This window comes from Acinetobacter sp. NIPH 2699 (assembly GCF_022549355.1).
In the GTDB taxonomy this organism is placed as follows: Bacteria; Pseudomonadota; Gammaproteobacteria; order Pseudomonadales; family Moraxellaceae; genus Acinetobacter.
The window spans coordinates 115968-136815 of sequence record NZ_JAKZGL010000008.1 but is presented as its reverse complement, the minus strand read 5'-3'; the positions used below and the strand labels follow the sequence as shown (position 1 = coordinate 136815).

Genomic DNA, 20848 nt, shown 5'->3' with positions numbered 1-20848 from the left:
TACTTAAGCCTAGTTTTCATAACCATAACTTTTACACACTTTCAAACTTTATAAAAAACTATTTCGTCCACTTCAGTAGATTTAAATTAAACTCAGATGCCAACAAATATGCTGCTATCAACAAGGCTAGCGAAATAGCAATCAAAACAATATCAATAGATGGAGCAGCTCCACGAATTAAAAAGAACATACTGGCGATGAACAACAAACAAACAGTAAAATTGCCAACTTTTTTTAACATTTAACATCCACATAATTGTGAGGCAGGTCACAATTATTGCTGTTTTGCATGCTAAGTTCCAGTATTATTATCGCTTTATTGTGACCACTCATCATTTCTCTCTACTCAAACTTAATTTATACTCCCCCCTAGATCAAAGACGTCATTTGCGGACCATCAATCCGCCAATATTTAGGATTAAAACGATCTTAGAGAATAATAAATTTCAAGCAACGTTAAGCCCTTTAGAATGTGCACAATTTCACTTTTCACGTTTATGGCATCGATTTTCTGCTATCCTATAATGACTATATGTTTATACTTTTTTAAACTTAGAGGAAAGAAACAATGTTGCGATGGTTTGAAAAATTAGTCGACCCATATCCAAGTAAAGACTTACACAAACCATTACCCACAACGTTCTTTGCTTTTGTTTGGAAAGCGACGCAAGGCATTCGTCCCTATTTATTCCTACTCATCGCCTGTACAGCCGCAGCAGCGTGTTTTGAAGCACTGTTCTTTTCTTATATTGGTAAATTGGTTGATTGGCTTAGTAATAGTCAGCCCAATACATTTTTTGCGACCAATCAGCAAAATATAACCATTCTGATCAGTATATTATTTGCCAACATCTTCTTCGTTAGCTTACAAGCCGTCATTAAACATCAAGTTTTATTTAGTAATTTTCCAATGCGTATGCGTTGGCGCTTTCATAATTTATTGTTGCAACAAAGCCTAGATTTTTTCCATACCGACTTTGCAGGTCGTCTATCAGCCAAAGTGATGCAGACCGCATTAGCTGTACGAGAATTTTGGATGATTCTTGGCGATATGCTGGTTTATGTACTTATTTATTTTATTACCATCAGTATCGTGCTTGGTTCTATATCGCCCATCCTGATCCTCCCTCTCATTATATGGTTGGTTTTGTTTATTGCGATTGCCAGTTATTTTATTCCACGTTTAGGAAAAATATCTCAAGCACAAGCAGATGCACGTTCGATAATGACAGGCCGTATCACGGATGCCTACACCAATATTCAAACCGTGAAACTGTTTGCACATGCAGGTCGTGAAAGTCAGTATGCCAAAGAATCCATGAAAGAATTCATGGAAACGGTTTATAAACAAATGCGTTTAGGCGTGAAATATCAAATTAGTATTCGGCTACTGAGTGCTTTTCTTTTTATTGGTGTAATTGGCACGTCTGTTTGGTTATGGACACAAGGCCAAGCTGCGATAGGTGTCATTGCAGCAACGACAGCAATGGTATTGAAACTTGATAGCCTAGCTGAATTTATCATGTGGCATATTACTATGCTCTTTGAAAATGTCGGAACGATTCAAGATGGTATGAAAACCTTAGGTAAGCCAATTCAAATCCAAGACAAAAAAGACGCCACTCAATTAAAAGTTCAACAGGGTGAAATTCGTTTTGAAAATGTTAGCTTTGCTTATAATCAGAAGAATGTCATTGATCATTTTAATCTAACCATCAAACCGGGTGAGAAAATCGGTATTGTGGGGCGTTCTGGCGCTGGTAAATCTACATTAATTCAACTGTTACTGCATTTTTACCAGATTAATCAAGGTCGTATTTTGATTGATGGACAAGATATTCAAAACGTAACTCAAGATAGTTTACGCGCCAATATTGCGTTAGTGACACAAGATACCTCACTTTTGCATCGTACCGTGGCAGAAAATATTAAATACGGTCGTCCAAATGCGAGTGAGGCTGAAATTCAACAAGCAGTGAGAAAAGCTCGCGCTGAAGAATTTATCCCCCAACTTAGCGATCAAAAGGGTCGTATAGGATTTGATGCTTATGTTGGTGAGCGCGGTGTAAAACTCTCTGGTGGTCAACGTCAGCGTATTGCTATTTCACGTGTTTTTCTTAAAGATGCGCCGATCCTTATCCTTGATGAAGCCACAAGTGCACTTGATTCTGAAGTGGAAGCTGCGATTCAATCCAGTTTAAATGACTTAATGGTTGGCAAAACGGTCATTGCAATTGCGCACCGTTTATCTACTATTGCACAAATGGACCGTCTCATTGTCCTTGATCAAGGCAGAATTGCTGAACAAGGTACACATGAACAACTGATAGCGAATGATGGCTTGTATGCCCAACTTTGGAAACGCCAAACAGGCGGCTTTTTAGTTGAACAACGAGTGACTCAGGACACCGAATAATGTTGTATTTAGAAGATTTAAATATTGGTGATCATTTCATTAGTCGTGAATATGAAATGACGCTTGAAGAAGTTAAACAGTTTGCGAGCCAATACGATCCTCAATCCTTTCATCTCGATGAAGAGGCTGCGGCACAACATCCAATCTTTCAAGGTTTAGCTGCAAGCGGATGGCATACTTCCGCTGTGGTTATGCGTTTATGGACTGAATGTTTCCCGATTGCAGGTGGATTGTTAGGTACAGAATCAAGTTTACGCTGGCCTCGCCCCACGCGTGTCGGCGATAGAATCCATGTTGAGGTTGAAATTACGGCTATCGTACCGTCCAAAACCAAACATGATCGCGGTATCGTCAGCTATGTAACACAAGCTTTGAACCAACACGGCGATGTGCTATTAATATCTACAACTAAAGTTCTCGTCTTTAGAAAGCCAACTTAATTTTTGAGGATTAGGTGACTGTCTTGTCCAACAATTTTTATGATTCATTCTTTTATTTCATGCAAAGATGTTTGAAAAGTACTTGTAAAGATCGATGAGCCGCCACGGATAGCACATGAAAACGACCTCAACTCGACAAGATCAAGGAATACCAGGCGTCTATGGCTTATTGTTATTAGATGTTGTTTCTCGCTGGGGATATAGCGATGAAACTTTATTTGCTCCTTTTCATTTAACGAGCGAACAACTGGCTGATCCAAACTATCGAATTCCAACACCGATTGCCAATGAATTGGTGAAGCATGCTTTACGCCTCACTGGTGAAACTACACTTGGCTTTCACTTAGGTACGCAAATGCGTATCTCGATCCATGGCTTTATTGGCTATGCCATCATGACCGCACATGACATTACAGATGCGATCGCGCTTGCCAGCCGTTTTATCCAATTACGTTTACCTTTTCTACAACTTTATTTTTCTACTTTCGGTCCTAAAGCAACATTACAATTACAATGTGATATTGAAGTTGAGCCTTTGCGAACTGAAATTATTCTGGGGCTCACCATTGGTATTATGACCATGGCTAAAGCTTTGACAGGAATCGAAGACTTAAGTGGTGAGGTTGATTTAGACTTTGCTGAGCCTGCTGGGTTTGATAAATATCGTGATAAATTGACCAGCACCGTTCGCTTTAATCAGCCACATTTGATTTCAAGTTTTGATAAAAAATATCTAGGCTTAAAAATGGTCAATGCTGACCCTATCGCCAGCCAAATTGCCATTAATCAATGTGAAACTGAGCTCTCTGCTTTAGGTGAACGCCGTCGTTTAGCGATGCGTGTCCGTGATATTTTGACCAACTCAGAACAACATTATTTGAGTATTGAAAGTGTGGCTGATCGTTTGCACATGTCAGATCGCACATTGAAACGGCAGCTTGCAGCGGAAGGAACTTCTTTTTCAACCTTGGTTGACGAGGTACGCTATCGACATGCGACCTCACTCCTTTCACGAACAGATTACAGTTTAGAACAAATTGCGGATGAATTAGGTTATTCTGATGTTGCAAATTTTAGCCGTGCTTTTAAACGCTGGAGTGGTCGTAGTCCAAGTAACTGGCGTAAAGATCCGTATTTGTAATATCGGGCTTCATTGATAAAACTTTTGTTTTTATTCAAAAACCTGTATAAAACGAAACAAAAATGATGAGATGGATTGTTAAGGAGTTGTCATGAATCATCCAGTAGATTTGAAATATGCGAGTACGCATGAATGGGTAAGAATTGAAGGTGACTTAGTTGTGACTGGGATTACTGACCATGCACAAGATGAGTTGGGTGATTTGGTTTATGTCGAAACACCTGAGGTCGGCAGTCAAGTTACTGCAACTGAACAAGCTGGTATTGTTGAATCTGTAAAAACAGCGTCTGATATTCATGCACCCGTTTCAGGTACAGTGGTTGAAGTAAATACTGAGCTTGAAGATGATCCTGATTTTGTCAATGAAGAACCGTATGGCAAAGGTTGGATCTATAAGATCAAACCAGACAATATGGCTGATGTTGAAAAACTCCTATCAAATGAAGAATACGAATCTGGTTTATAATTCTTTATAAACCCACCCAAGAAAAAGCCCAGTTTAAATTAAACTGGGCTTTTTTGATTTGAATAACAACTTAAGTAAAATGACCCAACATTAAGGTTTGTTATGACCAAGGATCTCTAATTCTTGCCCCTTGTAACTTTATGTTTCATGAATTTTCACTCTATTTTTGCGATTAAGCCCAATATTTTAATCATCCAAGCTTTTTATTTGTAACATTCTAAAATAATGTGCTCATTTCTCTAGCAATAAAGCCAAATTTTTAAATAAAAAAAGTGATTTTTTTATATTAAAAACCGCATATTCAGACACATAATTTTAATTACATAAACAATACAAATAATATACACTTATGTAACAGTGTTTCAAAAAACATTCGTGCTTGAATCTGTCACCTTATCAATCTTATTAGAATAGTAAATCATTTTCAGGCTATTCAGATGGGGTTGTACCGTTATGGATATATAAGGATGAGCATCCATTATGAATTTCTCTGATCCCACTGTTGTTGTTTTCATGGTCTATATTAGTGCCATGCTGGGTGTAGGTTTGTACGCCTATTTTTCTACCAAAAATCTTGATGATTATATTCTTGGAGGACGAAGTTTAGGTAGTTTTGTCACCGCTTTATCAGCAGGTGCATCAGACATGAGTGGCTGGCTACTCATGGGTTTACCTGGCGCAATTTATTTTGCTGGACTATCTGAATCTTGGATTGCGATCGGCTTAATTATTGGTGCGTGGCTCAACTGGTATTTGGTTGCTGGACGCTTACGTGTACATACCGAAGTGCAAAATAATGCCCTTACCCTACCTGATTATTTTACGGGTCGTTTTGATGACCAGAAAAAAATCTTACGTGTCACATCTGCATTAATTATTTTGGTTTTCTTCGCGATTTATTGTGCTTCAGGCATGGTCGCTGGTGCACGTTTATTTGAAACACTATTCGAACTGCCGTATCAAACAGCATTATGGTTAGGTGCATTTGCAACGATTGGTTATGTCTGCATTGGTGGTTTCTTAGCGATTAGTTGGACAGATACTTTCCAAGCAGGCTTAATGATTTTTGCCTTATTGCTTCTTCCTATCGTCACCTACATGTCTTTAGGCATCGGTGCTGAAGAGTTTACTGCATTAGTTGAAACAGCACGTCCACATGCCTATGATTTTGTTTCAAACTTAAGTTTTGTTGCGATTCTTTCAGCAGCAGCTTGGGGTTTAGGCTATTTTGGTCAACCGCATATTCTCGTTCGTTTTATGGCGGCTGATTCAGTGAAATCAATTCCTGCTGCACGCCGTATCGGCATGACATGGATGATTTTATGTTTAGCTGGCGCAGTTGGCTCAGGCTTTATTGGTATCGCATATTTCCAACAATATCCTGAACTCGGTGCTGCGGTTCTAGCCAACCCTGAAACCGTATTCATGGAACTGACCAAGATTTTATTCAACCCATGGGTGGTTGGTATCATCCTTGCGGCAATTTTATCTGCGATCATGAGTACATTGAGTTGCCAATTACTGGTTTGTTCTAGTGCGTTGACAGAAGATTTGTACAAAGGTTTTCTCCGCAAAAATGCTTCTCAAAAAGAACTGGTTTGGATTGGTCGTGCGATGGTTATCGCAGTTGCAATGCTTGCCCTGTTCTTAGCGCAAAACCCAGAAAGTAAAGTACTTGGTCTAGTTGCTTATGCTTGGGCTGGTTTCGGTGCGGCATTTGGTCCGTTAATCATCCTTTCATTGTTCTGGAAACGCATGACATTAAACGGCGCATTGGTCGGTATGATCATTGGTGCGGTAACGGTTATTGTTTGGAAAAACTTCTTTGGCGATACAGGCATATACGAAATCATCCCAGGCTTCGCTTTCGCGTTAATCAGCATTGTTGTGGTGAGCTTACTTGGCAAAGCACCAAATACAGCGGTAACGAGTCGCTTTGAACAAGCTGATGAAATTTATGCAAGAGAAATGAAATAATCGTTTTAAATAAGATTTAAGGGGCTTTCGAGCCCCTTTTCTTTTGCCTAAAATTTTGTCCGTGATTTAATTTTTATTTTTGAACTGTCTTTAATAACCTGCATTACAGGATAGCTTCGGGTTTCTTTTACACCGGGTAACTGCCATAAAATTTGACCCGCAATACGGCGAAACTCCTCCATTCCTGCACTGCGTAGCTTGATTAAGAAATCAAAACCGCCACTGACCATGTGACATTCGACGATTTCTTGGTATTGCGTCACCGCGTCAATAAAATCTTCTAAAACGTTGGGTGTGGTTTTATCTAGAAGTACTTCCACAAAGACTAAAAAACTTGCATTGAGTTTGTTTGGATTGAGTTTGGCCTCATAGCCCAAGATAAATTCATCCTTCGTCAACTTCTGCACACGCGCCATCACGGCCGTTGGTGAAAGATTCACTAACTCAGCCAACTTACTGTTAGAAATCCGTCCATCTGTTTGAAGAATATCCAGAATTTTCAAATCAGTACGATCCAATGTATAAATAGGGCTATCCAACTGAATTTTCCTCTAAAAAATGGGTGAATTATAGTGAGTTATTCGGGTTTTATTCTGTAATTATAAATTATCTAAACCTCTATACTCAATAGAGTATTGTTATCGGAATTTAGCAATGAATACATTGGATACCCACGCACAAATGGACACAACTCACGACAAGGGTGGTTATATCACCGAATTTAAAGAAAAAAGTGAGTTTGAGCAAAGTATTAATACTGCTTGGCGACGTGCAGAACCTGAGTCAGTAGCAGAACTTGCTGAAGCAGCAAATATCTCTCCCGACCTTGATCAAAAAATTTATGAACTGGCTTTTAATCTTGCGAATAATTTGCGTGAACGTAAAAGTTCGACTGGTAAAGCAGGGATTGTTCAAGGTTTACTTCAAGAATTTTCACTTTCTTCGCAAGAAGGTGTTGCGCTCATGTGTTTGGCAGAAGCATTGCTTCGTATTCCAGACACAGCTACACGTGACTTGTTAATCCGTGACAAAATCAACCAAGGCAACTGGAAAGAGCATTTGGGTCAAAGTAACCTCATGTTTGTCAATGCTGCTGCTTGGGGTTTGATGCTCACAGGCAAGCTCATGGAAACACCAAAGCAAACCAGTTTATCAAGTGTCTTAACAGGTCTATTGGCTCGTAGTGGACGTGGCATCATCCGTAAAGCGGTTGATGTCGCCATGCGCATGATGGGTGAACAATTTGTCACTGGCGAAACCATTGAAGAAGCGCTTGAACATGCCAAACCCCTTGAACATAAAGGTTTCCGCTACTCATACGATATGCTTGGTGAAGCAGCACTGACCGAGCATGATGCTGAACGTTATTACGATGATTATACTCAAGCGATTCATGCAATTGGTAAAGCATCCAATGGTCGTGGTGTCTATGACGGTCCTGGTATCTCAATCAAACTTTCTGCATTGCATCCACGTTATCAACGTGCGCAAATTGATCGCGTTCACCATGAACTTTACAACAAAGTCTTTGAACTTGCTTATCTAGCAAAACAATACGATATTGGCTTAAACATCGATGCTGAAGAGTCTGAACGCTTAGAAATTTCACTCGAATTGCTTGAGCGTTTATGTTTCGAACCAAAACTTGCCGACTGGAAAGGCATTGGTTTCGTTATTCAAGCTTATCAAAAACGTTGTTTCTACGTGGTTGATTATATTGTTGATCTTGCAAAACGCAGTAACAAACGTTTAATGATTCGTTTGGTGAAAGGTGCGTATTGGGATAGCGAGATCAAGAAAGCACAAATTGATGGTATGACCGATTACCCTGTGTTTACGCGTAAAGTTCACACGGATTTGTCATACATCGCATGTGCGAAAAAATTACTTGCTGCACCTGAACAGGTTTATCCTCAGTTCGCAACACACAATGCTCAATCCCTTGCAACGATTTACAAGCTTGCTGACCCAAGCAAATATTACCCTGGTCAATACGAGTTCCAATGCTTACACGGTATGGGTGAGCCATTGTACGAACAAGTAGTCGGTTCAAAAGAAGACAATAAACTGGGTATTCCATGTCGTATTTACGCACCAGTCGGTAACCATGAAACATTATTGGCTTATCTGGTACGTCGTCTATTGGAAAATGGTGCAAACACATCATTTGTAAACCGTATTGCTGACAAAACTTTAAAAGTTGAAGACCTGATCCAATCGCCAATCAAAGATATTCAAACTGCTGCGAAAGATGAAGGTCAGCTTGGTTTAAAACACCCTGCGATTCCTTTACCGCACGATTTATATCCATTGCGTCCAAACTCAAATGGTTTTGATTTAAACAATGATCAGCCTTTAGCCGCTTTAGATGCAACTGCACAAAAATTACGTAGCCACATTTGGAAAAGCGCGCCATTACTTGGTTTTGAATCCACTGTTCACGATGCAAGTAATGCAATTGCAATTACAAACCCTGCACAGAACAGTGAAGTTGTAGGTCATGTCAATGAAGCAACCAGCGCAGATGTACAGCTTGCCTTAGAAGCAGCGGTACAAGCACAACAAAGCTGGGCTGCTACCGATAAAGTAGAACGTGCTGCTTGCTTGAAACGTGCTGCTGATTTAATGGAATCTCGCATTCAAGAATTAATGGTTTTACTTTGCCGTGAAAGTGGTAAAACTTATGCCAATGCGATTGCGGAAGTTCGTGAAGCAGTAGATTTCTTACGCTACTATGCAACTCAAATTGAAAATTTACCTGTAAATGCACAAGTAAAACCATTGGGTACAGTACTTTGTATCAGTCCATGGAACTTCCCTCTTGCGATTTTCTCTGGTCAGATTGCAGCAGCATTGGTCAGCGGTAACTGTGTAATTGCCAAACCTGCGGAACAAACACCACTTATTGCAGCTCAAGCCGTACAAATACTTTGGGAAGCTGGTGTGCCACGCGGTGTGGTTCAGTTACTTCCTGGTCGTGGTGAAACGGTTGGTGCGCAACTCAGCCAAGATGATCGTATCCAAGGCATCATGTTCACAGGTTCGACCGAAGTTGCAAAAATCTTGCAAAAGACTGTCGCAAAGCGTTTATCGGCTAATGGTCAACCGATCCCGCTAATCGCGGAAACAGGTGGTCAAAATGCGATGATCGTGGATTCTTCAGCACTGACTGAGCAAGTGGTATTGGATGTTGTAAGCTCTGCATTTGACAGTGCTGGTCAACGTTGCTCTGCACTTCGTATCTTATGTGTACAAGAAGATAGCGCTGAGACTGTGATCAAAATGCTAAAAGGTGCAATGCAACAGTTGATCGTAGGTCATCCTGCCATCTTAAAAACTGACATTGGTCCTGTTATTGATCAAGAAGCAAAACAAACCATTGATACTCACATTCAAAAGATGAAATCTAAGGGCTACCCTGTTCATCAATTGATGTTTAATGATGCAACAAGCCAACAAGCACTTGCTCAAGGCACATTTGTTCCGCCTACAGCCATTGAATTACCAAACCTCGATGACCTAGAGCGTGAAGTATTTGGTCCTGTATTACATATCATCACTTATAAATATGGCGAGCTTGAGCAATTGATCGATCGTATCAATGCCAAAGGCTACGGTTTAACCATGGGTCTACATACACGTATTGATGAAACCATCAACACCGTGATCCAGCGCGCTGAAGTGGGTAACCTATACATCAACCGTAATATCGTTGGTGCTGTCGTAGGCGTACAACCATTTGGTGGTGAAGGCTTATCAGGTACAGGTCCAAAAGCAGGCGGTCCACTGTATATGTATCGCTTGATGGAACATTGCTCAGAGAAAGTTTTAGCAACCCCATTTGCAATGAAAGCTGAAATTTCAAATTTTGATGCAGTATCGAATGTTGCTTATCAAAACTTGTTATCTTGGGCAAACCAAAATATGCCTCAAGCAATTACAACGATTCCTGCATTTGGTGTAGGTAAGTTTTACGAGTTGCAAGGCCCTACTGGTGAGAGCAATCAATACATTATCTTACCTCGCCATCGTGTGCTTTCAATCGCAGATGATGAGCGTGGTCAGTTGCAGCAACTTCTCGCAATTTTTGCAGTAGGTAGTTCAGCAGCAATGCTAAAAGACAACGTATTCTTGACTAAACACCAAGCTTCGTTACCAAAAGAGGTTTTAGCCGCAATCAAAGTTATTGCTCGTGTTGAAACAGATCACTTTGATGCGGTATTACATCAAGGTTCTGTTGAGCAACTACAAACTCTACAACATAAAATTGCGAACCGTTCTGGAGCAATCGTGGGAATTACTCATCTTCAAATAGATGAACAGATTCCTCTAGAACGCCTCGTCATCGAACGTGCCATTAGCGTAAATACTGCGGCAGCAGGCGGTAATGCGAGTTTGATGACTTTATCTGAAGACTAATTTAGGTCTTCAATCTCCTAGCCCGAATCATGTTTACATGGTTCGGGTTTTTTATTATTCATATATAAATAGTTAAGTTCAGTTGAGCATAGCCTTTTAGACAAAATCTAATATAAGGCAGTTATTTTTCGATAAGTTGATGGTGTATTTTAATTGAATTCACGCTAGTTAAAGTTGCCATTATCGGCTCAATCAGAACTAGGTCAATCCACAAAATTTTGATACCATTCACAGCTAAATTTGTTTTGTATTTTTGGTAGTTATGACCGTATCTTATCAACAGCAACTTCAAGAGAAAATTGAACGAATCACCACACAATTTGCTCCGTTCAATCCACCCACTTTAGAAGTCTTTCAATCCGCTGAACAACATTTTCGTATGCGTGCCGAATTTCGTCTCTGGCATACAGAAGATGATTTGTTCTATGCTATGTTTGAACGTGCTGAAGATGGCAAACAAAAAGAAGTCGTTCGTGTCGATGAGTTTCCAATTGCAGATCGTAGTATCAACGAATTAATGCCACGTTTATTACAAGAATTAAAAGCAACGCCAATTTTATCTCAACGTATTTTTGAAGCTGACTTCCTTGCGACATTAAGCGGTGAAATGTTAGTTACACTGATTTACCATCGAAAATTAGATGCAGAATGGGAAATTGCTGCTAAAGCTTTAGCTGAAAAGCTCAATATTAAAATTATGGGTCGAAGTCGCGGTCAAAAAGTCATTATTGGTGATGATTATGTGGTTGAGCAACTCAACGTACATGGACGAACGTTTAAATACAAACAAATTGAAAGTAGTTTTACTCAACCCAATGCACAAGTATGCCAGCATATGCTGGAATGGGCCTGTGATGCAGCAGAAGCTTCACAGAAAGACCTTTTAGAATTGTATTGTGGCAATGGTAACTTTACCCTTCCACTGTCTTTAAAGTTTAATCGTGTCCTCGCAACAGAACTCGCCAAGTCGTCTGTATATGCAGCGCAATGGAATATTGAACAAAATAAAATTGAGAATATTCAAGTCGCGCGTTTATCTGCTGAAGAATTTACCCAAGCCTATCAAGGTGAACGTGAATTTAGACGTTTGCAAGAAGCCAATATTGATATTCAAAGCTATGACTTTGACACCATCTTTGTCGATCCACCACGTGCAGGGATTGATGACGAAACGCTTAAATTACTGCAAGGTTTCGAACGCATTATTTATATCTCATGTAACCCTGATACCTTACATGACAATTTGAAAACCTTGGCTGAAACACATCGTATTCGTAAGTTTGCCATGTTCGATCAATTCCCTTTTACGCACCATGTTGAATCAGGCGTTTTGCTCGAAAAGATTTAAACAAATTATGTCTATGTAACAGAAAAATAATAAGGGATTTAATAAACCCTTATTATTTAACTATATTTTTAGACAAAATACAATTTTTCACAAAGTTCAAGCTATGAGCCTGTCATAATTTCGTTGATTTCATTAATCATCATCGGAAAAATTTGAGTTCAACTGCTGCTTTTATCACTGTTCTTGGCTTGTAATTTATTTTAGATTGGTTATATTTCGAACTATGTTAGGCTGTATATGAAGGCTCTATGAGTTTTTGGCAAAAACTGTTCACTGCGGAACAGCAATATAATGAACACAAGAACCAAACTTCTTGTGTTGAAAATGATTGTTCTTGCAAATCAAATGAACAACTGCTGGATGCTTTAGTTAAAGCAACAGATGAAGATGTGATCAAAGGCATCAAAAAAGTACTTATTTCTCGAGGCTATAGTCGCAAAGAGTTGCTGGCACTCATCAAACCGCCTCTTCAATAAAAATATCCCTAGTCTCTTTAAAGAGACTAGGGATTTTATTTACATACACTACGATCAACTTCTGCGACAATCGGCCCTAAATTAAACATTTGATCATGTTGTTTGGTTGATCCTGAATATAGACTGGAAATTGAACCATCTAAATATAAAGCATGATCTATTTTTAATTGTTGTTTAAAAAATTGCGCAAATTGATAAAAACTCACTTGCTGCCGAGAAATCACAAAGTACAACTGATTATTTTTAACACCAACACCATTTCGAATCTTCAATGAACTTGAATCAACTAAAAAGTTGCGATTTATTTTTCTGTTATAAAGCAACATTGGTCCTGATTGCGTTGCATATAAAGCGTTAAATCCTTGGTGTTTATAGTCGGCTGTCGTTTTGATCGTGGCTTGTTGATGATTCCAAGCCAGTACGCCATTCGGTTGCATAAAGAAGTTACCAAAGCCCTTAGCTTCGTTTAGCATCGAAAACTTTTGCCCTTTTTCTACATAAAGCCCGACTGGCTGAAAATTAGCGTGGTACATACCGGCATTCATTGCAAAGTTAAGTTGTGCACATCTGGGCAACGCTTGTTGAATATTTGAAAATTTCTGATAATAACGATTCGTTTGAGGACTTTTTAAATAGAGTTCCAACTGACTGAGATTCGTTACTTTGATTACATCATAAGTCGCATGATCCGCATTGATCGTTTGGTGTTGCATTGCATATGCCGTGGGTCCAAGGAAAACAATCAGTCCTGTCAAAAGCCATTTTTTCATTTGAATCCCACGTATGATGATCGACCTGAGTTTGTTTTTGCATAACTAAGTACAGTGTAAAAAGAATAGATACAACCCAGACACACATTCTTCTATATACCTGCATAAATATACTCGATTGCTTCACCTTTTTTGATTAGAATAGCTGAGTAAATACAAAAACCTTGTATCAGTATGCAGCAAAAAAAACCACGTTACCCTCTCGGTGCACACCTCATTGTTAAACACTTTGGGTATAGTCATCATGGGATTTATGCAGGTCGTGGGCGAGTCATTCATTATTCAGGTTTTGCCCATATTTTTAAAAAGCATCCGATCGAAATAACTTCATTGCAACGTTTCGCACGAAATAAAGTCATTTATATTCGAAACTATCCATCACCTCGCTATCAAGCAAAAGCTGTAGTAAAACGTATGCGCTCGCGCATGCATGAAAACAACTATCATCTAATTATTAATAATTGCGAACATTTATGTACTTGGGCCATCACAGGTGTTGAGTCAAGTACGCAAGTTGAACGTATGCAACATCGACTTGCTACGATTGGTTATGTCAGTTCAGTGATGAGCTATATGAATAGCTTAATGTTGACGGTTGCGACAGCTTGTTTTGCAATTGTACTGTACATAAAAATGATGCTCCGTCGACAAGCAAAAAAATCGACACCGACGTATCTACGATTAAAAGCGAAGCATTCTAAGAAATAAAACAAGATTACTTACTTATAGCCTAGAATTTTAAAAATTAAGGTAAAATTCACATAACGATTTACTTGTATTCTTCACTTCTATACAATTATTCGCGATACATTTCGTATCTCATCCATATCGAGGGTTTTATGTTGGAGATAGCAGTAATCTGATAATCGTATTTCAATGACATATTGAAATGGGTTATCAACGCGATTTTTGTGGCTTTAAAAAGCCGAACTTTGCCTATGATTACTTATATCTGGATAACAACATGAACTTATCGAAGTCCGAACAAAGGACACTTCACGTCTTAGCTAAAGGCGGTAAAATCGTAAAACTTCGCAATAACGTTGGTCAAATCATCGCTGTAGAATGCTATAACCGAGAAGGTTTCTTATTGTCTGATTGCAACCTTGACGTTTTTAATAAGCTAAGAAAGAAAAGACTGATCAAATCCATCAATGGACAGCCCTATCAAATTAATTTACATGAGCTTAGGTCTGTACGCCCTCAATTAGACAATCGTTAGCACAGCCCTCAATTTGAATAAACTCATCGCTGTGGGCCGATTACAAAATATGAATTCTTCCCCACTATTTAAACCAATCCGAGATATCTTGGATAAAGAAACATGAGAGAAAATTAATATGAATATCCATATTCGTGATGAAAACATTACTGATATTCAAGCCATATTTGATTTAACAAAAATTGCTTTTGAAACTGAAGAACATTCTAGTCACACTGAACAATTCATCGTAAATGCTTTACGCGCTTCCAACCAGCTAACGCTATCTTTAGTTGCAGGAAATAACGATGAAATTATTGGGCATATTGCATTTTCACCTGTGCACATCTCAGATGGAACTCAAGGCTGGTATGGTTTAGGTCCAATCTCTATTTTACCCAAACATCAGGGCAAAGGTATCGGATCCAAGCTTATGCAGGCAGGCTTAGAAGCAATCAAAGATTTAGATGCGTTTGGCTCTGTATTACTTGGTGATCCACAGTATTATGGCCGATTTGGTTTTAAAGCAGATTCAAGGCTTGTTTTAGAAAGTGTGCCTGCTGAATATTTCCAAATCCTACCCTTTACAGCACATGTTCCAACAGGCATAGTCACTTATGAAGATGCCTTTAATGCCACTGCATAATATGCAAACTTCATAAATTCTAAATAAAAAAAGCAGTCAGTTTTTTAGCCTGACTGCTTTTTTATTTACTGATTTCTTTAATTTACTTCGCGGCAGTTGCTTCAGTCGTGATATTTACAGTGATCTTATCGCCAACATTCGGCACATAACTTCCAATGCCAAAGGCAGAACGATCAAATGAAGTGGTTGCATTAAAGCCAATCGCAGGAACTTTTGCCATTGGATGCTCACCTTGTTTATTCAATACAGCATCCAATACCACTGGTTTCGTCACACCTTTTACAGTCAAATCACCAGTAATCTTGAAGTGTTTTTTGTCTTTGGTTTCTACTTTGGTACTTTTAAAAGTAATGTTTGGATATTTCGCAGCATTAAACCACGCTTCTTCTTGGAACTCTTTATCTAAAGCCACAACGCTTGTGTTGACACTGCTTAAAGGAATGGTCACTTCAACAGATGAGTTTGCAGGTTTTTCATTATCAACTTTAATTACACCTTGGATGTCTGTAAAGTTAGCGCTTGGCGTAGAAAAACCAAAGTGATTCCAGCTAAACACTGTTGCGGTATGGGTTGGATCAATTTTATAGTCAACAGCTTTCGCTTGAACTAGCGTTGAACCTAATGCTAAACATACACCTAGAGATAAAGCTTTTAAATTGTTCATGTATTCCTCGATTGATTTTCAGATTTATTAAATTGTATTAGAAAATGATAAGAATAGAATGTGGGTGATTTACGACACAGTGTTTTGTTTTTGCAACGAAGCCCCTTAACAAAATAACACAATCCCATAAAATTCATCTTAACAACAACTAGATTAAATTTAGCCTGTACAAAACTTATCATTTTTTAACCATGGTTTTTATCAAACGATGTTATAAAAATTAATCACCTTTAAAAAAATTTATATTTTTATTTGGAGAAAGTTGCATGAATTTACAAAAAATATTTGATCAATTAAACATAACGCAAGCAAATCCCGCTATCAGCATTTTTGTTCCGACCCATCGAACTTTCCCTGACAATCAACAAGATGCCATTGCTTTAAAAAATGCATTGAAAGAGTTAGAAACACGATTATCTGAAAATTATGATAAACGCGAAGCAGAAGCACTGCTACATCAAATTGAACAGAAACTTGCAGATCACAACCACAACTATAACTTAGATACTTTGGCTATTTTCGCAAGTGCCGAAGATACACAAATTCTAAATTTTCCATTTCAAGTGAAGCCACGAGTTATCATCGATCAGCATTTTGCAACACGAGACATTCTTCGTGAACTGAACAATGCGGTTCACTATTATTTAGTGATTGTTTCAAGGGATCAAGGACGCTTATTAGAGGTCTTTAACGATCAATTGGTACGTGAATTTCATCAAGATGATGAATTACAAGGTTTAAATTTTCCAATTGAGAACACACATCTTTATACAACAAGCTCAAATGATCGCTCCAATGCAACAAAAGAGGAAAATTATATAAAAGAGTTTTTAAACCGTGTCGACAAAAGTGTTCAAGAAGTTTACAAGCAAAATTCTTTACCTATTTTTGTCGTTGGTGATGAACGTACGGTCTCTTTCTATCAACAAGTCAGTGATAATCCAACTGCCATCGCTGCAACTGTGACCAATAGCACCAACTTAGAAGCGGAAGCTCGCCTACTGATTGACGAAGCTCAGGATAAAGTTGACTCATATCGAACGACACTTCAGCAAGCGTCACAAGCTGAAATCAGTCAGGCGAAAAGTCAAAATCTATTAATTGAAGACCTATCCTCGATTTATCGCGCTGCAAAAGAAGGTCGTATTGATCAGATCTTTATACGTAAAGGTTATGTACAACCAGCAACAGTTGATGCTGAAACCTTAAATGTTGAACTTAACTTAGATACAACCAATACTGATGATATTGTAGATGATATTTTATCAATTGTGCTTCAACATGGCGGTAAAGCCCATTTTCTAGATGCAAAGTTTTTAGATGACAATGCCAATTTGCTCGCCAAAGCACGTTACTGATTTAATTAACCCAAAAATAAGAGCATTGTTGCTCTTATTTTTTCTTAAGCTAAAATTTATGAACACAGCTAAAATCATCAAGTGAATAACAAGGTAAAGTATGACTCACTCCGTTCAAGCTCAAAGTACGACAACACCCTACCGTGTCACGCTAACAGATTCCTCTGGTCATCAATGGTATGCTGATGAACCAACTGATAAAGGTGGTCAAGACAGCGCACCCAACCCCGTTCAGCTTTTACTTTCAGCTTTAGGGGCTTGCACGACAATTACCTTAGAAATGTATGCCAAACATAAAGGTATTCAGCTTGATCATGTTCAAGTAAATTTAAGCTTAAATCCAAATGGCAAACCTGAAACAGGTCAAAACAATATTGAGCGAAAAATCGTATTAACAGGTGAATTTACCGAAGACCAGCACAAACGGCTCCTTAAAGTGGCTGAAAGCTGCCCTGTTCATAAATTATTAACCTCTAATATTTCGATTCAGAGTGAATTAAGTATTGGATAAATGATATAATTATGGTTTTTTATTTTAAAAACCATATTTATAAAAAATTAATATTTAACTGATAATTCAGTTCCTGGCATTCAAATTCTTTCAACATATTTTCAGGAATGACCTGTTTTGCCTCTGAGCTTATGATCATATAAGTTAAGTCATACCAATTCACTTCGCTCTTGTCATCTGGACAGTAGAAGATCCCTTTTTGCTGGTCCAATTTAATGTATTTTTCATCAACGCTTCTTAACTCATAACCATATTTATGGGTTAGAAGTATATTCACCAGCTCTATAATTTTAGACTTATACTGTGGAAAAAGATCTGTTTTTTCAAAATACTGAACCATCTCTAAGCTTGCAATCTTTAAAAACTGTGTTTCATATTCATCAATACACTCAATTCCAAAGAACCGCCAAGCGGATAAATTTTCGATATCCTTCAAACTCTGAATTAAAGAGTCTGTATTTTTAAATAGCTGATATTTACATAAGTTCTGTTTTGGGTCTTCTGTGAAAAGAACCTCGATATCAAAACCTATATTGAGTTCAGCCATAGTACTTTGTTCAAACAAAGCATTCCTAAGGTTTATACGCCATTCATCAAACTCAAAATAATAAGTACGGTTGGCAGCAATTCTACAAATCATTGAGAATAAATGTGGCGGTATGTCATTCATAATAGTTGTTATTTGGCCTATAGAATTAAAGTATGTTTAAAAATTTCTTTAATTATATATCAACATTGAAGCGAGAAACTAAATGTTGATACGTAAAAAAGCGCCCTAATCAGAGCGCTTTTTTATACCACTTAAATCATTAAGCAGTCAGTTCTTTTACGGCAGCAACAACTGCTTCAGTCGTAATACCAAAGAATTGGAACAAGTCTTTCGCTGGAGCAGATTCACCATAAGTAGTCATACCGATCACTTTGCCGTCTAAACCAACAAACTTCCACCAATAATCGACATGAGCAGCTTCAACTGCTACACGTGCACGGATATGTGCAGGAAGTACAGCTTCACGGTACGCAGCATCTTGCTTCACGAATTCTTCAGCACATGGCATAGAAACTACACGCACGCCTTCAAGTTGTGCATACGCTTCCATTGCCAATGAAACTTCAGAACCCGTTGCAATGATGATTGCTTTCAACTCACCTTTTTCCTCTGCAAGCACATAACCACCTTTTGCAGCATTTTGAATTTGAGCTTCATTACGCGCTTGGAATGGCAAGTTTTGACGAGAGAAAATTAACGCAGTTGGGCCATCTTTACGCTCAAGTGCAGATTTCCAAGAAATTGCAGCTTCAACCGTATCACATGGACGCCAAGTATTTAAGTTTGGTGTACCACGTAAAGATGCAATTTGCTCTACAGGCTGGTGCGTAGGACCATCTTCACCTAAACCAATCGAGTCATGCGTATACACATGAATCACACGTTGCTTCATCAATGCAGACATACGAACAGCATTACGCGCATATTCCATAAACATCAGGAATGTTGCAACGTAAGGAACAAAACCGCCATGTAAAGCCACGCCATTAGCGATTGCAGTCATACCAAATTCACGAACACCGTAATACACGTAGTTACCCGCTGGGTTCTCTTGTACACCTTGGCAACCTTTCCAAAGTGTTAAGTTTGAACCCGCTAAGTCAGCAGAACCACCTAATAATTCAGATAATAATGGGCCGAACGCTTGTAATGTGTTCTGGCTTGCTTTACGCGTTGCAATTGTTTCTGCTTTGGCATTGGTTTCAGCAATAAATGCGTCTGCTTGCGCGGCAAATTCAGCAGGTAAATCACCATTGATACGACGTAATAACTCAGCCGCTTCAGTTGGATATTTTGCTTGGTATTGCGCGAATAATTCATTCCAAGCTGCTTCAGAGCTTTGACCTTTGGCTTTTGCATCCCATGCTGCATAGACATCTTCAGGGATGACAAAGGCATCTTCTTTCCAGCCTAATGCTTCACGTGTTAAAACGATTTCGTCTTTACCAAGTGGTGCACCGTGGCAATCTTCTTTACCTTGTTTATTTGGTGAACCTAGACCAATCACCGTTTTACAAATAATAATCGTTGGTTTATTGGTTTCAGCTTTCGCTTCAATGGTTGCTTGGCGAATCGCAGCAGCATCATGACCATCTACACGAAGTACTTGCCAGCCGTAAGCGTTGAAACGTTGTTCTGTGTCATCACTGAACCAGCCTTCAACTTCACCATCAATTGAGATACCGTTGTCATCATAATAAACAACAAGCTTACCAAGACCTAAAGTACCAGCAAGTGAACATACTTCATGGGAAATACCTTCCATCAAGCAGCCATCACCAAGGAAACAATAAGTGAAGTGATCAACAACATTTAAACCATCTTTGTTGAACTGGGCAGCTAAAGTTCTTTCAGCTAAAGCAAAGCCAACGGCATTGGCAATACCCTGACCTAATGGACCAGTTGTTGTTTCGATACCAGGTGCATAACCCAATTCTGGATGACCCGGTGTTTTAGAATGTAATTGACGGAATTGTTTTAAATCTTCAATCGATAATTCATAACCCGTCAAATGCAATAACGCATATTGCAGCATAGAACCATGACCATTTGACAATACAAAGCGGTCGCGGTTCGCCCATTGTGGGTTTGTTGGATTATGATTTAAAAATTCACGCCAAACTACATCAGCGATATCTGCCATCCCCATTGGAGCACCAGGATGCCCTGAGTTTGCTTGTTGCACAGCATCCATAGCCAAGACACGAATTGCATTTGCAATACGACGTTCATTTAAAGGGGTTGTCATAAGTCAGAATCCGATTAAATCAATAAGATGAGAGAAGATGAGAAATCACCTTTCAAAAGCTGTGACTATTGTCTTAAAAAAAACACATGGGGTAAAGCCTAATACACGATATTTCTTATTTTTCACTCGTTGATCTGGCATTAGTAAGTATAAATGTTCATGCGTTAAGCAAAAAAGTAAACATCGCATCTAAAATAAAAGCGTGACTCAACAGAAA

19 protein-coding genes are annotated in these 20848 nt (G+C 38.7%); 13 read left to right on the top strand and 6 right to left on the bottom strand.

What is annotated here, in order from left to right:
* Positions 1 to 58: 58 nt before the first annotated feature.
* Positions 59 to 241, bottom strand: a complete 183-nt coding sequence (locus MMP72_RS10015) for a hypothetical protein (protein ID WP_241316883.1) — start codon at positions 239 to 241, stop codon at positions 59 to 61.
* 327 nt (positions 242 to 568) lie between these two features.
* Here MMP72_RS10015 and MMP72_RS10010 point away from each other — a divergent pair, with 327 nt between their 5' ends.
* The 5 genes from MMP72_RS10010 (at position 569) to putP (ending at position 6440) form a co-directional block, all read left to right on the top strand.
* Positions 569 to 2416 carry an ABC transporter ATP-binding protein gene (locus tag MMP72_RS10010; RefSeq protein ID WP_241316881.1) on the top strand — a complete coding sequence of 616 codons (1848 nt, stop codon included), beginning with the start codon at positions 569 to 571 and terminating at the stop codon, positions 2414 to 2416.
* The gene (locus tag MMP72_RS10005; protein WP_241316879.1) at positions 2416 to 2856 is read left to right on the top strand and encodes a MaoC family dehydratase; all 441 of its coding nucleotides are present in this window, start codon (positions 2416 to 2418) and stop codon (positions 2854 to 2856) included. The genes MMP72_RS10010 and MMP72_RS10005 overlap by 1 nt, the downstream gene beginning before the upstream one ends.
* 115 nt (positions 2857 to 2971) lie before the next feature.
* Positions 2972 to 3997, top strand: coding sequence for an AraC family transcriptional regulator (locus tag MMP72_RS10000; protein ID WP_241316877.1), 1026 nt, complete (start codon positions 2972 to 2974; stop codon positions 3995 to 3997).
* Between the two features lie 91 nt (positions 3998 to 4088).
* Entirely contained in the window at positions 4089 to 4463 is a 375-nt protein-coding gene (gene gcvH / locus MMP72_RS09995) for a glycine cleavage system protein GcvH (protein ID WP_241316875.1), read from the top strand.
* A gap of 480 nt (positions 4464 to 4943) precedes the next feature.
* Positions 4944 to 6440, top strand: coding sequence for a sodium/proline symporter PutP (putP, locus tag MMP72_RS09990; RefSeq protein WP_241316873.1), 1497 nt, complete (start codon positions 4944 to 4946; stop codon positions 6438 to 6440).
* A 47-nt stretch (positions 6441 to 6487) separates the two neighbouring features.
* Here the strand turns inward: putP and MMP72_RS09985 are convergent, their stop codons facing one another.
* Positions 6488 to 6979, bottom strand: coding sequence for an Lrp/AsnC ligand binding domain-containing protein (locus MMP72_RS09985; RefSeq protein ID WP_241316871.1), 492 nt, complete (start codon positions 6977 to 6979; stop codon positions 6488 to 6490).
* Positions 6980 to 7094: 115 nt separating this feature from the next.
* Here MMP72_RS09985 and putA point away from each other — a divergent pair, with 115 nt between their 5' ends.
* The 3 genes from putA to MMP72_RS09970 all read left to right on the top strand — a co-directional run bounded on the left by putA (position 7095) and on the right by MMP72_RS09970 (position 12683).
* Entirely contained in the window at positions 7095 to 10859 is a 3765-nt protein-coding gene (putA, locus tag MMP72_RS09980) for a trifunctional transcriptional regulator/proline dehydrogenase/L-glutamate gamma-semialdehyde dehydrogenase (RefSeq protein WP_241316869.1), read from the top strand.
* Between the two features lie 262 nt (positions 10860 to 11121).
* The gene (gene trmA, locus MMP72_RS09975; RefSeq protein WP_241316868.1) at positions 11122 to 12207 is read left to right on the top strand and encodes a tRNA (uridine(54)-C5)-methyltransferase TrmA; all 1086 of its coding nucleotides are present in this window, start codon (positions 11122 to 11124) and stop codon (positions 12205 to 12207) included.
* Positions 12208 to 12455: 248 nt separating this feature from the next.
* A complete protein-coding gene (locus MMP72_RS09970; RefSeq protein ID WP_241316866.1) occupies positions 12456 to 12683 on the top strand; it encodes a hypothetical protein in 228 nt (75 codons plus the stop codon).
* A gap of 35 nt (positions 12684 to 12718) precedes the next feature.
* Here MMP72_RS09970 and MMP72_RS09965 read toward each other — a convergent pair whose 3' ends face one another.
* Complete coding sequence (locus MMP72_RS09965; RefSeq protein ID WP_241316864.1) at positions 12719 to 13453, bottom strand: phosphodiester glycosidase family protein; 735 nt, start codon at positions 13451 to 13453, stop codon at positions 12719 to 12721.
* A 174-nt stretch (positions 13454 to 13627) separates the two neighbouring features.
* Here MMP72_RS09965 and MMP72_RS09960 point away from each other — a divergent pair, with 174 nt between their 5' ends.
* The 3 genes from MMP72_RS09960 to MMP72_RS09950 all read left to right on the top strand — a co-directional run bounded on the left by MMP72_RS09960 (position 13628) and on the right by MMP72_RS09950 (position 15300).
* On the top strand, positions 13628 to 14161 hold the full coding sequence (locus tag MMP72_RS09960; protein ID WP_241316862.1) for a lecithin retinol acyltransferase family protein: 534 nt from the start codon (positions 13628 to 13630) through the stop codon (positions 14159 to 14161).
* Positions 14162 to 14417: 256 nt separating this feature from the next.
* Positions 14418 to 14675 (top strand): YjhX family toxin, encoded by a 258-nt coding sequence (locus tag MMP72_RS09955; protein WP_241316860.1) that lies wholly within the window; start codon positions 14418 to 14420, stop codon positions 14673 to 14675.
* Between the two features lie 118 nt (positions 14676 to 14793).
* Complete coding sequence (locus MMP72_RS09950) at positions 14794 to 15300, top strand: N-acetyltransferase (protein ID WP_241316858.1); 507 nt, start codon at positions 14794 to 14796, stop codon at positions 15298 to 15300.
* 82 nt (positions 15301 to 15382) lie between these two features.
* Here MMP72_RS09950 and MMP72_RS09945 read toward each other — a convergent pair whose 3' ends face one another.
* Positions 15383 to 15964, bottom strand: a complete 582-nt coding sequence (locus tag MMP72_RS09945; RefSeq protein ID WP_241316856.1) for a YceI family protein — start codon at positions 15962 to 15964, stop codon at positions 15383 to 15385.
* A 266-nt stretch (positions 15965 to 16230) separates the two neighbouring features.
* Between MMP72_RS09945 and MMP72_RS09940 the strand changes: the two genes are divergently transcribed.
* Positions 16231 to 17322, top strand: coding sequence for a hypothetical protein (locus tag MMP72_RS09940; RefSeq protein ID WP_241316854.1), 1092 nt, complete (start codon positions 16231 to 16233; stop codon positions 17320 to 17322).
* 100 nt (positions 17323 to 17422) lie between these two features.
* Positions 17423 to 17833, top strand: coding sequence for an OsmC family protein (locus MMP72_RS09935; RefSeq protein WP_241316852.1), 411 nt, complete (start codon positions 17423 to 17425; stop codon positions 17831 to 17833).
* 37 nt (positions 17834 to 17870) lie between these two features.
* Here MMP72_RS09935 and MMP72_RS09930 read toward each other — a convergent pair whose 3' ends face one another.
* Together MMP72_RS09930 and tkt are read right to left on the bottom strand one after the other, a co-directional pair.
* Positions 17871 to 18503, bottom strand: coding sequence for a hypothetical protein (locus MMP72_RS09930; protein WP_241316850.1), 633 nt, complete (start codon positions 18501 to 18503; stop codon positions 17871 to 17873).
* 139 nt (positions 18504 to 18642) lie between these two features.
* A complete protein-coding gene (tkt, locus tag MMP72_RS09925) occupies positions 18643 to 20631 on the bottom strand; it encodes a transketolase (RefSeq protein WP_241316848.1) in 1989 nt (662 codons plus the stop codon).
* Between the last annotated feature and the right edge of the window lie 217 nt (positions 20632 to 20848).